This is a genomic window from Rhizobium sp. YTUHZ045 (assembly GCF_051124255.1).
Taxonomy (GTDB): Bacteria; Pseudomonadota; Alphaproteobacteria; order Rhizobiales; family Rhizobiaceae; genus Rhizobium.
The window spans coordinates 591,816-604,259 of record NZ_CP101433.1 but is presented as its reverse complement, the minus strand read 5'-3'; the positions used below and the strand labels follow the sequence as shown (position 1 = coordinate 604,259).

General features: G+C 57.0%; 9 protein-coding genes and 7 pseudogenes. 9 read left to right on the top strand and 7 right to left on the bottom strand.

Annotated elements, in window-relative coordinates:
• Positions 1-355 precede the first annotated feature (355 nt).
• Positions 356-925, top strand: coding sequence for a hypothetical protein (locus tag NMA58_RS25135; protein ID WP_434713592.1), 570 nt, complete (start codon positions 356-358; stop codon positions 923-925).
• A 189-nt stretch (positions 926-1,114) separates the two neighbouring features.
• On the opposite strand, the gene NMA58_RS25130 is transcribed toward NMA58_RS25135, so the two are convergent.
• The 3 genes from NMA58_RS25130 to NMA58_RS25120 all read right to left on the bottom strand — a co-directional run bounded on the left by NMA58_RS25130 (position 1,115) and on the right by NMA58_RS25120 (position 2,910).
• Positions 1,115-1,696, bottom strand: a complete 582-nt coding sequence (locus tag NMA58_RS25130) for a hypothetical protein (RefSeq protein WP_434713591.1) — start codon at positions 1,694-1,696, stop codon at positions 1,115-1,117.
• A gap of 33 nt (positions 1,697-1,729) precedes the next feature.
• Positions 1,730-2,317: a hypothetical protein gene (locus tag NMA58_RS25125; RefSeq protein WP_434713590.1), complete on the bottom strand. Its 588-nt coding sequence runs from the start codon at positions 2,315-2,317 to the stop codon at positions 1,730-1,732.
• Between the two features lie 161 nt (positions 2,318-2,478).
• Positions 2,479-2,910, bottom strand: a complete 432-nt coding sequence (locus NMA58_RS25120) for a SyrB2 regulator (RefSeq protein WP_434713589.1) — start codon at positions 2,908-2,910, stop codon at positions 2,479-2,481.
• Between the two features lie 198 nt (positions 2,911-3,108).
• On the opposite strand from NMA58_RS25120, the gene NMA58_RS25115 reads away from it, so the two are divergent.
• The 4 genes and pseudogenes from NMA58_RS25115 to NMA58_RS25100 all read left to right on the top strand — a co-directional run.
• The gene (locus NMA58_RS25115; RefSeq protein WP_434713588.1) at positions 3,109-3,834 is read left to right on the top strand and encodes a DUF2726 domain-containing protein; all 726 of its coding nucleotides are present in this window, start codon (positions 3,109-3,111) and stop codon (positions 3,832-3,834) included.
• A gap of 90 nt (positions 3,835-3,924) precedes the next feature.
• Positions 3,925-4,792 (top strand): annotated as a pseudogene (locus tag NMA58_RS25110) (PGN_0703 family putative restriction endonuclease).
• Position 4,793: 1 nt separating this feature from the next.
• Positions 4,794-5,125 (top strand): annotated as a pseudogene (locus tag NMA58_RS25105) (hypothetical protein); the annotation flags it as partial.
• 82 nt (positions 5,126-5,207) lie between these two features.
• Positions 5,208-5,351 (top strand): annotated as a pseudogene (locus NMA58_RS25100) (hypothetical protein); the annotation flags it as partial.
• Positions 5,352-5,459: 108 nt separating this feature from the next.
• Here NMA58_RS25100 and NMA58_RS25095 read toward each other — a convergent pair.
• Positions 5,460-5,618 (bottom strand): annotated as a pseudogene (locus NMA58_RS25095) (helix-turn-helix domain-containing protein); the annotation flags it as partial.
• Positions 5,619-5,844: 226 nt separating this feature from the next.
• Entirely contained in the window at positions 5,845-6,273 is a 429-nt protein-coding gene (locus NMA58_RS25090) for a MarR family winged helix-turn-helix transcriptional regulator (RefSeq protein ID WP_434713587.1), read from the bottom strand.
• 946 nt (positions 6,274-7,219) lie between these two features.
• Here NMA58_RS25090 and NMA58_RS25085 point away from each other — a divergent pair.
• The 4 genes and pseudogenes from NMA58_RS25085 to NMA58_RS25070 all read left to right on the top strand — a co-directional run bounded on the left by NMA58_RS25085 (position 7,220) and on the right by NMA58_RS25070 (position 11,463).
• The gene (locus NMA58_RS25085; protein WP_434713586.1) at positions 7,220-7,366 is read left to right on the top strand and encodes a hypothetical protein; all 147 of its coding nucleotides are present in this window, start codon (positions 7,220-7,222) and stop codon (positions 7,364-7,366) included.
• Between the two features lie 25 nt (positions 7,367-7,391).
• Positions 7,392-7,711 (top strand): annotated as a pseudogene (locus tag NMA58_RS25080) (PLP-dependent transferase); the annotation flags it as partial.
• A gap of 127 nt (positions 7,712-7,838) precedes the next feature.
• Positions 7,839-9,677, top strand: a complete 1,839-nt coding sequence (locus NMA58_RS25075; protein ID WP_434713584.1) for a chloride channel protein — start codon at positions 7,839-7,841, stop codon at positions 9,675-9,677.
• Between the two features lie 241 nt (positions 9,678-9,918).
• Positions 9,919-11,463: pseudogene (locus tag NMA58_RS25070) on the top strand (ISL3 family transposase).
• A gap of 134 nt (positions 11,464-11,597) precedes the next feature.
• Here NMA58_RS25070 and NMA58_RS25065 read toward each other — a convergent pair.
• Together NMA58_RS25065 and NMA58_RS25060 are read right to left on the bottom strand one after the other, a co-directional pair.
• Positions 11,598-11,975, bottom strand: a complete 378-nt coding sequence (locus NMA58_RS25065) for a hypothetical protein (protein WP_434714388.1) — start codon at positions 11,973-11,975, stop codon at positions 11,598-11,600.
• Between the two features lie 50 nt (positions 11,976-12,025).
• Positions 12,026-12,184: pseudogene (locus NMA58_RS25060) on the bottom strand (hypothetical protein); the annotation flags it as partial.
• Between the last annotated feature and the right edge of the window lie 260 nt (positions 12,185-12,444).

The window sequence follows — 12,444 nt, the reverse complement described above, 5'->3', positions numbered from 1 at the left end:
CGCGCAGTGGAATTGGATTCCGAGCCCCCGCTCGCCAATGCCGGTTGGTCATTTCACAGTTTCAAGGTGGGTAGGCAAATCTTGGCTAGAAAGGACTACCTCTGATTTTGTATTGCTTGCCTCAAAATTAAACGGAGAGAATAGGCGGTCAAATCACGGCTCTGTGATATCGCTTGCATTTTGGCCCTGAGGCCATTTTGTCGCATGAGGACATGCGATCTTGTGCAAGATTGATCCTTCTCCATAGTGATCGAACATGTTCAGCTGATCGAAAGCCGACTAATGGAAAGAACATTGATAAGCACCACGGTCACGAACCCTACACCGATCTCCTCGTTTCAAATGGAGAATAAACATGCGTGTGGCCAACATCGGTATGGGCGTTATACTGCTCGTGACCATTCATTGCGCTTCAGCTCTTGCAGCAAACGCCGACTACGCCACGGCAACGGGTCCTCTCGCCAATCATGACGATTCAGTCATCAACGCGTTTCAGATCATGTGCACCCTCGAGCCGGAAAACTTTGAACATATCAGCGCGACCGCGCAGGCGATGTTCATGCGTAAGTCGATTGATAAGACGGAAAAACAGTCTGGAGACATCACGCGTCATCTCCAAGTCTTCGAAGGGGCTCTCTCGACTGGCCCCTTCAGCTTACTTCTTGAGAAGATCAGCGGGCCCACTATCGACGCCACAAACTGCGGAATAGCATCAAATGCGCTGGATAAACGCTCCTATTTTGATGACCTGGTCAGAACACTTCATTTGAGCCAGAACAGCTCCAGACGAATAGGCCTCAATGGCAACGAGGTGACGACATGGGCGGATGTTTACGGCCCTCATACATTTCTTGATATGACCGATTTAAGGGGGAGCGACGGCGTTCTGATCCAGCTGCTGCATGCGCCCCCAAAACCTAAGTAGTCTGATCTCTAGGGGCGAACCGCAATCAAATTACCGGCGTGGGCATACAGCGCCCGGCGTCGAAAATTCAACTGGCTGTTTCCCTACTGGTGAGATGAAAGACGTCCGCCGATGGAGTTCACCCGCTAAGCACAGGCGCTCGGCCGAACGAGGCGGTGGAGGGCTCAAAAACTGTAGGTGAGTCGACTCTCAGACGACGCCAAATCGCTCGAGCATCGTTCTCAGCTGCATGTTCTCCTGGCGGAGTTGCTTTATCAGCAGTGACTTGAGGCGCCGGTTTTCCGCATCAAGCGCAGCCAGTTCATCAACGGGGGCTTCGACGGAAGCGGCGAAAGATCTTTCGCGGCGGTCGCCGCTTACGCTGTCGGGATGATTTCCCGAGCGGCTCTCGCCGATTCGCGTCGCTGCTTTTCGAGCCGGCCTCCTGGCCGACTTTCTGTTCGATCGGGCGATGGAGCGGACGTGATCGTGATGGTTTTGCGCGGGATCAATTGGCGTCGGCCCGACCAAAGAACCAACGATCTGGGACTGTTCGCGGGCGTCATCGCTCTGGTCGAGCTGATTTCCGGGCTGCTGGTCCTGCGCAATTTCGCCGGGTTCGCCGATAGCGTCCGATTCCTTCTTGGGTTCGAACAAGTGCGGCGCTTCCGTCTCGGCCTGACGGACGAAAGCCTTGATATCGGTGTTTCCCCAGATCGAATTTTCCTGGGTTGTCAATCGCCGGCGACCCGACTTGAATTCGACGACGAAGTTTCGCTGTGGTGTTTTCATATTTACATTAGACCTTTAGATTTCGCGCCAAGCTCAATTGACGTCGAACCGTTTCAGCATCGTCTTGAGCTGGGCGTTCTGCAGCTGGAGCTTCCGGGCGAGCTCTCTTTTCAGTTTTTTGATGTCCTCATCAAGGCTTGCCACATCGTCGAAGAACGCGTCGCGCGCAGACAACCGAGGCACGCCTTGACCTTCATGTGTCACGACACCGGCCCGCGCGCCAGTGTTAGCCTGGGCTCCCATCCTCCGCTCACCGCGGCTGTGCGGAGACCTTGTTCGAGACTTCAAATTTGTCTCGATTGGCTCATCGGCGCTTTCAACTGAACGACGCGCTTCACTTGGTGAGAGTGGCAAAGCCTCGTCACCAACGACCGGCGGTGCCAATGCCTGCGCTGCATCGCGATCGCCTTCAATGTCGTCCGATGCCGATGCCACTCTCTCGACCAGAACAGCCTCGTTGTATTCCGCTGGGGCGTAGTCTTCAGTCGAAGGAGATGCCGGCGTCTGGTCCGCCTGATAATCGAGAGCGGGATTCGTATCATGCCCGATGGAACTCTCGAGCCCTTTTGCCGCTCGACGCCGCGACGTCAAATCGACGAGGAATTTCCACGGTGTTTTCATCGGCATTTCACCTCGATCAAGCCGGGCTGCGATGCTGCGTAGCGCCCTGTCCCCACTCGCAGGTCGGCCGGGCACGATGGAGGCGCCCGGCGACTATTTTTCTGCTGAAGATGCGGAGGCTGAGGCCGCGATGGCGGCCGACCTAAATGTCTGCGTGCTGATCAATCCAGTCCGAGCCGTTTGCGCAGATCGGTATTTTCCTGGCGCAGCTTGTCCGCCAGCAATTTGCGCAAGCGCTTGTTCTCTTCTTCAAGCTGGATCAGATCTTCCAGCTCATCAATCACCGGTGCGGATGCCTTTGCCGTTTGCGGGGCAGGCTTGGCGATCTTATTTCTTCCTCTGCCCTTGAGGGTGCCCTTGGTATCGGAAGGCTTGGCCTCGCTCGACTTCGGCTTTCTTCCCCTGCCCCGTCCAACAGGTTTTGCCGCACCTGACGCCGGCGCCGGTTCGGTCACCGCCTCGGTCGCGGCAGAAGCCGGTTCGGCAGCTTGCTTTTGACGACGCGGCGCACGCTTCTTCTTAACGTCCGCATTTATTGGCGCACTGGTTTCCGCGGCCCCGGCAGCAGGGCTCGTATTATTCTCATCAGCCATCAGACATCTCCTCTATAGCCAAGTCACTTTTCGACTGGGTGAAAGAAGGAGTCAACAAAGGCGCTACGGTTATCGCCCGCCTAATATCATGAATTCGATAGCGTGTGACGCGACCGCCTCCGGCCCTAACTCTTTTGGCTAACTTTTCGCAAGTCAGGCATGCGCTCTACTATGCTGGCGGGAAATCTGGAGAGGGGCATGCACTATCGCCAAAGGTCGGTGCTGTTCGTGGCGCCTTGGCTTATCATCGGAATTGCCGCAGTTGCCGCGTCGGGCGGTATAACTGTGGCGGACTTCGACAAACCAGAACTGCTGATTGCCGCACTCTTTGTCGGCTTCGCCACCGGCATGGCAGTCGAACAACTCTTAACGGCGAAAAGAAAACAGGCGTGGCAGGAGAGAAACAGGTCACGCTCCGAGGAACGACGCAGCAACGAGCGCATCCTCTTGGGACCTTGGCGTCCGATGCAAACTGCCGAGCTATTGAGACCAGTCGACCCGGCGGATCAACTGCGTATCGTGATGCGCTCGAACTTCACCATTCAGCCATTGCTGAACAAGAGCGAAGCCCGCGTGTTTCGCGAGCTCGACAGGATCGTGATCGGTTGCAATTCCTCCTGGCAGGTCATGGCGCAGGTGTCGTTGGGCGAAATCCTCCGAAGCACCGATGTGGACGCCTACAGTTGCATCAACTCAAAGCGCGTCGACTTACTGCTCGTCGACAGCAATTGCCAACCACGGCACGTCATCGAATATCAGGGCGGAGGACACCATCGGGGCACTGCGGCCGCGCGCGACGCGGTTAAGAAGGAGGCGCTGCGACGGGCCGGGGTCGGCTACCACGAGGTGGTGGCTGGCCATACCACCCCATCGGAACTCAGGCGGCTGGTCGAAAAGCTGGTGGATAAACCGATTGCCAACTAACACGCTCCCGTTACTCACGCCTGCACACCCGAGCCGCTTCGAGCAGACGGAACCGTCTCCTGGTCTTGATGGTGTGGAGGCGCAAACGGGATGATCTCCGATTTCCAGGCCGTTCGCGAAAATCTGTTTCCGGCCAGCCGCGGAGCCATCGAGGACTGGGAGGGATTCCCTTGGCATCGGGACCGAACCAATCGAATTCAGGCTCATAAGGCGCATTCGTCACAAGCCATCGCCATCGACGTGTTCGGCACAATCAAGATGAGTGCAGATCGCGACCGCATCTTCGACGCCATCGCTTCAACAATTGGCGTAGCACCGTGCGGCCCATGGGCGATATCACTCGAGTGGACGGATAGCAATCGGCTTTTGGGAGAACCAAGGCCTACGCAAGTCGATGCCCTTGCGGTCGGCGCAATGGCTGCGCTCGTCATCGAGTGCAAATTCACCGAACCCGGCGGACAATGTAGCCAAACGGCCTTGTCGCGCTCTGGCGAGCGCCAATGCAACGGAAGCTATGCCGACCAGATCAACCCGGGTAACGGTCAGCGCGCGCGCTGCGCTCTCGCAAAGGCATTAGCTACTGGGACTACATTCCAGAGGTCTTCGCGCTCATCCGGCTGCGGACCAAACGCCCTGCCCTTTTAAGGGAGACGCCTATCAGTGGATGCGCAACGCCGTATTGGCGGCAGCGTTTGGCAAACAACACGGCGTTCAAGCCGCCGCCGTCGCAGCCTTTGCCGATCATCCCAGTTTTCCGACGGCGCGGAAGGCGAAGCGAGGCCTGATGAATCCCGGTCTCGGTAGCCCGGCTGCCGTCACACCCATCTCCTACCAGCAGATCGTTGCGATCGCTTGCCAGGTCGGCTTCGACAAAGAACTTTGGCACGGCCTCTCTGCATGGGTCGATCGAAAGATCGCAATGGCAACATCGCGAAAATCGGAACTCCAGGTGGTTTGAAATGGATGCCGATATCTGTGATCGAGCCTTCTATGACGACGGCGAATGGGTTTCCTACTCCGAAGCAGAAGAACAGCTTCGATACCATGAGTGGCGCGCCAAATATCCGAATGCACACACATCGTTGATTCCGTATTTGAGGAACTCCTGTCGCTGGCAGAAAGCTATCACCTTCAGACAGGTCGTCATCTCAACGTGTACGGAGACATAGGAGAACTCTTCGGCGCCATTGCCTACGGAATAAAGCTGAACAGGAGCTACGCGCAGGGTGCTGACGGTCGGCTTGGCAACGATCATGTTGAGATCAAAACCATCACGCCGTTCAAATCCAAGGTAAGCGACAAGCTGACCCATCTGGCGTCGGTAGCGTTGGTCGCTGTATTTCGGACAGACGATTCACAAACTGTGAGCTTCTATGTCTGCGCCTTGCTCTGGAACTAGAAACATCCGTATGATCGAGGCTGTTCCGGAACGACTTGAGGGCGCCCCCCGGCAATTTCGGCGCCGCTGGTCAGATGATTTTAAAGCGCGGGCTGTGGCTGAGGCAATGGAGCCCGGCGCAAGCGTCTCGGCCATTGCGCATCGCATCGGCATACATCCCTCGCAGCTATTTGGCGTCGTGATGCTCGTGACGGACAACGATCCTCCTCGCCAGATCGGGCTGGTCATCACGATCGCGAAACGTGTTGCGCTTGATCTCGCGGTAAATCGTCGAGCGGTGACGGCCAAGCTGACGGGCCATCTCGTTGACCGGAACTTTCGCCGCCACCAAGTGATGCAGGCGTCGGCGATCGGCGAGGGCAAGCTGCGTATAGCATCGGGACATGCCAAAATCTCCAAAGTGAAGCCATTGAAATCATTGGCATGTCGCACTTGGAAATAGAATGTACCACTCAATCGAGTTTTGATTCGTAATCAGATTTATGGAACATTCGTCGTAGTGTGTTCTACTTTGCGGAAAACGACCCCTGGGTTTGATCACCTCGACGGTCGGAAGAGTCGACCAAATAATCGGACGAAGTGAGGCCTGAGTTGGGGAGACTGCGACTTCCTCAATCTGAAGGCAAACGAAAATGATTAAGAATTTGGATGAGGTGGGGTGCCAATTCGCGTATCTCATGCAGATGCGCCGAACTGAGCTTTTGTAGTACCTCTTCGGCGAACGGCGTCAGGTGCAACGTCTGTCGTCGACGATCTGTTATGTCTGTCTCTCGGGCGAGATAACCCCCAGACACGAGCCTGCCTACGAGTTCTGTGGCCGAATGGGGGGCTATGAACAATCGCTCTGCCAGAGCGCCGACTGTCAAAACCTCGCCCTCGCTAACGCCCTTCACTGCCAATAGAGCTTGATGTTGCTGCGGGGGCACGCCTTCCCTCTGCGCAGCGGAGGCGCTGAAATCCAGAAATTTTCGAAGCGCATGCCGAAAATCGGCGAGCGCTTTGTAATCGGCCGCGGTCAGCCGGTCTTCTGAAGATCTCATTAGTCGAGTGTCCTAATGCTGTGTCACAATCGATGCATGCTGCCGATCGCGAAACGTTGCCGCCGTTGAACGAGTTTCAGTCGATTGCCATGCGAAAACCTGCATTACAGTGCTGAAGGCCCGTCGAACAGGTGGGATGCCGCACGTTGATCTGCGACTGGCATGTGTGCCACTCGACCTTAGTCTTTGCGTGAACAGCGCGTGGATCGGGTCATGCATTTACCATGTCTTTCTAAAGACCCGATCCACGCGGCCCAGCCAACGACGAAAGTCCTCAGTTAGGAGCGAAATGTCGTACTCCCATTCCAACCACAATAACTTGGCGTCTACACGATGTAGATCGAGACGCTCGCGAAGGCGCTGACGGCGCTCAGACAGCGACAAGGTGGAAGAGCCCCAGGCGGGCGGGCCACGGCGACGTCCGAAGTTTTCAAGTCGGTTTTGAAACTCGCTGAGTTCCACCCTGATCATTTCAAGATTTGCTGTCATTTGAGCCACTTTCATGTGAGAGGGAGATTGAGATATATGTCGTAATACGATATTATTCAAGTAGGGACGACGACGGAGTCGTATATATACTGACGCGCAGTGTGGCGTCGGAGAAGCCGGCAACAGGGAGCGACAACCGTGCAGAGGAGACCATAGTGGAAACCGTCAATCTGGAACTGTTTTATGACTTCCGCTCTCACCGTGCTCGAGCTTGTTGGAATGGGGAAGAGCTTGTCCTTCCGGAGCCGTTTGCGGACAGAGAGGCTGCAGAGGCGGCCGCGGTAAAACATGTGAGAACTGTTCTGTCACATGCAGACGATAAAGGCGGGGCAACCTTCGCGAAGATCAGAATTTGGCAGCGATGACGCCTATCGAGAAGCCTATCAAGAGTGGCGCTCGCCGGCCGTACGAATATTTTCGGCTGACCAAAAAGATGGTTTAGAAGGAAACTCACGCGATGTCGATGGAAGACGAAGAGGAGTTTGGCTTTGCTTCGCCGGCCTGCCTGATGCACGAGGTCGACCCGTCTTACATGGGCGTAACTCCGCACGATCCCCCGGCTCCAGACGTGGCGGCATGGCGGACAACGAACGTGTGCGGTTGAGGGGCGAGGTGACTGCTGTCCACTACCTGGACTGCGGTCGCATCCGAGTCACGAGCTGGCCGCGCGCCAGCAAACCGATTTCAGTGCCTTGCTCGGTTTCGAACTAGGCGGTGGCCTCCAAGCTGTGCGGAAATTGTAGGCGGATTTCGCGTCATCACGCTAGCTCAGTCTCTCGGTGGTACCGAGTCACTCGTGGCGCTTCCGGAGACGATGACGCGCGCCGGAATGGGACCTGAGGCCCACAAAGCCGCAGGCATAAGCGATGGGTTGCTGAGGATGTCGATTGGCCTTGAAGCGAAGCAAGACCTCATAGCCGATCTAGCCGTGTGTCTGGACAATCTTTAGCAAAGTAACCGGTTCAGGGATGAGGCCGCTCTGACTAATCGCCGGAGCGACCAAACTCCATGTTGCAATATGTCGTATCACGATATATGCCGCCACCAGCTTGTCTTTCCTTCTGGTGGAGAAGAAATTGTCCAAAACAACATCTAAACCAAACAGCCGGCCTCATGACTTTACCGGCGGTCTGGCTCGTCGGGAGGCCGGCGACTTCACGACCGATAGAAGGGTCGTCCTCCTGGTTGCCATGGCCGTCGTAGTGGGAACAGGTGGAGCCTTTGCCGCTTGGCTGCTGGTCAATCTGATTTCCCTCGTTTCAAATATCGTTTGGTTCGGGACTGTCAGCGTTGAACCCACCTCCATCGCGAACGCTCCGCGGACCGCTTGGATGGTGGCGGCTCCTATTCTGGGCGGACTGGTTATTGGATTGATGGCGCGCTTCGGCTCGGAAAAAATTCGGGGACACGGTATTCCCGAGGCAATCGAAGCCATCCTAATCGGCAGCAGCAGAATGTCGCCAAAGGTCGCCATCCTCAAGCCGCTGTCATCGGCCATATCGATCGGGACGGGTGGACCGTTCGGTGCGGAAGGGCCCATCATTATGACGGGAGGGGCAATTGGATCGCTCTTCGCGCAGTTCTTCCACATGAGCGCCGCGGAGAGGAAAACACTGTTAGTGGCAGGCGCAGCGGCTGGAATGACCGCGATATTCGGCTCCCCGATCGCCGCGGTGATGCTGGCAGTCGAATTGCTGCTGTTTGAGTGGAAGCCGCGCAGTTTCATACCTGTCGCCGTTGCAGCCGCGGTTTCCTTCTCGTGGAGACCTTTTATCTTTGGCCGTGGCCCTCTCTTTCCTACGCACTTCCACATCAGCTTGCATTGGTGGGGAATTCTCCTGTGCGCACTAATGGGTATCGCTTCCGGCCTGCAGTCCGGACTCCTCACAACGTTGCTTTATAAGATCGAAGACACGTTCGAAGAGCTTCCAATCCACTGGATGTGGTGGCCCGCGCTAGGTGGGCTTTTCGTTGGTCTTGGCGGTCTGATCGAGCCCCGCGCCCTCGGCGTCGGCTACGACATTATCTCCGACCTCCTGGCAGGCCACATAGTGGCGAAGGCCGTCCTTACAATTCTTTTTGTTAAGGCCGCGATCTGGTTGATGGCGCTTTCATCAGGAACTTCCGGCGGCGTTCTCGCTCCGCTCCTCATCCTTGGAGGTGCATTTGGCTGGCTTATCGGCCTTGCCTTTCCAGGGGAGCCCGGCTTCTGGGCTTTGCTGGGAATGGCCGCAATAATGGGCGGGACGATGAGAGCGCCTTTGACGGGCACATTTTTTGCTTTTGAGATCACTGGTGATTCAGGCACGCTCGTGCCGCTTCTTGTCGCCACCGTATCCGCATATGCTATGACAGTCCTGCTCCTTCGCCGGTCGATTCTGACAGAAAAAATCGCGCGCCGCGGCCAACACATTATTCGAGAATACGGTGTTGACCCGTTCGAGCTGACCAAAGCACGCGAAATAATGATCGCGAATGTCCATACTCTGCACGCATCGATGACAATCGGAGATACCTGCTCGTTCTTCTCGCGGGACGAACAAGTCCACCGCGTCTATCCTGTAGTGAACGAGAAGGGCGATCTCGCCGGTATCGTAACCCGCGCCGACATTCTGTGCTGGCAGAACAACAGCGAACTCGCACTTCAAACGCTCGGTGATAGCGTCTCGGACGACTCTATTCCCGTGGGGCACCCAGAGGATACGGTCGGCTTCATAGCGGATTTGATGTTGTCGTCAGACATGGGGCGCGTTCCGATCGTGGACCCTCAATCCGGAAAGCTCGTCGGCCTTATCGCACGGAAAGACCTTTTGCGGCTGCGGAGTTCACTTAGAACGGCGGAACTGGATCGACGGCCGTTTCTGCTGACAACCAACAATCCACGGACTAAAGCCGAGGCTAACAGCCCGAAGTAACAGGTCATTATTGGCTACCAAAGGCCAATCCCGTCGCCAAGAAACTCCTGACCAGTGGCTACAAGGTCAGGGCGCTTGTTCGGGATTCCTCCAAGGCGCAGGATCTCGCCGCGGCGGGCGCCGAGATCGTCGTCGTGCGTGTCGGCCGCCATGTGTTTCGGCGTGCAAATTTGGCTCTGACTCAGTTTTGATGCAGTTGTAGTGATGCTCCTCTGCTGGTCTCCACAAAGGAAGTGGCCTGATGAGCACCAAGTTTCGCCCCTCCGATTTGGTAGCGGCTGGTTTCATCGCCGAACGCATCACCCACGTTAACGATGAGACCTGCATCTTGCTTTCCCGAGCCGGCGCTACCGCGTCATGCCCGGCATGCGGACGAATGTCGCGAACTGTTCGAAGCCGTTATTGCCGCCAGGTGGCGGACCTGCGGCTGCCGGGAAGGCACGTCAGGCTTCTCGTGCGCACGCGGAGGTTCACCTGTGACGCGATGCTCTGCGGCAGGCAGATATTCGCCGAGCGGTTCGCCGATGGGCTACCTCCCTATGCCCGACGAACGGGGCGTCTCGAGCATCTCGTCCACCATCTGGCCCTCGCGCTTGGGGGACGTCCGGCGGCGCGTTTTGCACAGAGGCTGATGCTTCCCGTCAGCAACGACACCCTGAGTCATCCGCAGGCAAGGATTGCCGCCGTCGACCCCGCCCTCGGTGATCGGCATCGACGACTGGGCCTGGCGGCGCAATCACCGCTATGGCACGATCGTGTGTGACCTGAAGGTCGGCGGCCGATCCGTCTGCTGCCCGACCGTGAGCCGGCGACGGCAGAGGCCTGGTTGCGGGGAAATCCCCAAATCCAAATCATTGCTCGCGACCGCGGCGGCGCTTACGGGCTGGCGGCAGCAAAGGCGTTGCCTGATGCAGTACAGGTCGCTGATCGATGGCATCGGATGGAAAATGACAGTCGCGCATTCTTGAACTCCGTCCGCAAATCGATTCGACAAATCCGCAAGACACTCGGTGCAACGCATATCAATCCCATGCTGCTGGCCGCGGCCGAACGCCTTCAATATAGGGCTATCTCCGGCGCGAGCAGACCAATGCTTCCATCATGGCGTTCGCAAAGGACGGTGCTACGATCAAGGAAATCGTGCGCCGTACTGGTCATAGCCGCGGTTTGGTCCGACAGGTGCTCAGAGGACAACGCAACGACGTCTTTCAGTTATGAGAAAGTTCGTTGGAGACCTATCTCGAATGGCTCGACGCCCAATGGGCTGCCGGTAAGCGGAACCGCACTGAGCTATGGCGGCGGTTGAGAACACAGGGCTTTCGTGGTTCGCGCCGGGTCGTGAGTGAATGGGCTACAAGGCGGAAACTGGCCGACAAGGCAGATGCGGAAACGTTAAACCGCATTCCCTCTGCCCGAACGATAGCCCGCCTTCTAACAACAAGCAGAGATAACCCGACGAAATCCGAGACTGTCACCATCACCGCAATAGAAGGCGGCGTTCCCTTGCTGGTAAAGCTCGAGACAACATCGCCGACTTCCATCACATGATCGGCGAAAGGCGGAGAACGAGCTCCAGCCCTGGATCGACCGCGCTCGCGAAAGTCTGGTTGCCTCTTTTGGCAATGGCGTAGCGAAAGACATTCAGGCAGTCCGGGCAGCGATCGTCTCACCTTGGTCCAACGGACAAACCGAGCGGCAGATCACCAAGCTAAAGCTGGTGAAGCGCCAGATGTACGCTCGCGGAAAGCTTGATCTTCTTCAGGCCCGCCTCATAGGCGCAACATGAGACAATTGCACCAAATGTGCGTCACAGCCAAAATTGGATGCCGATAAGGGGTGAATTTTGGACGCTGATTGTGACAGTGTGTCCGGTCCGCTGAAGACGGGCTTCCGGATTAGCTGCTCCAGGACGTGTCGTTCTCACGCCGCGACGTGCCGCCCGGACTGTTCCAAGTGCCTTCCGCTGGCGGTGAGCGTGCTGGTCAGGTAGGCTTGTGGATAGGTGGCATTGAGCTTGTATGTCCCGATGAGCGACGCAACGGCCGCCCAAGTCTCGGCTCCCGAGCCGTGCCGGGAAAGAGCGCTCCTGCCGTAGCACACTCTCGGCCAGACCGCTGTCTCCACGCTGTTGTTGTCACTCTCGATGCGACCATCGGTCAGGGACAACGCGCAGAGGCCGTCCCGGTGTTCGGCGATATAGGGAGGCGCTTCCCCGACAGGCGACTTGCCAGCGGCGCCGGCGCGATAAAGCGCGAGCCATGAGGTGCAGGAGGTTGGAAATCGAGCCGCATGACGTATATTTTTTGTGACCTGCCGATGTCGGTTCCTATGTTTGCGGTCGCCCCCGCTCTCAAGCCGAGTAGCCCCAATCCTAGGATCGATTTTACTGAGACAGTGTAAACAGGAAAGTCGCGGCTCTCATTCCTTACCATGTAGGCCGTCCTTTCAGCGCCTTCATTGACACAGAACGTCACGCGACTGCCTATCGTCACGGCATCGTGGGGCATATTTCTCGGGGGGCAGACTGAAGCCTTCATCAGCTTGCTTCTAAGCAATCGGCTGTAAGCGTTGTCGCGAGGATCCTGATCAAGAATCTCTTGCAGGATGGCGTGGTCGATAGTCGTTAAGTAGCACGCTAGCGGCATTGTAAACTCCTTTGGAGCGCAAACTCTCGAATTGTGCATGATCGCCGTGCCCCGGTTGCGTGGCAGCCGGATGGACCTTGAGTGCCGTCCGATGCAGAAACCATGAAAATCAGCGGATTGGA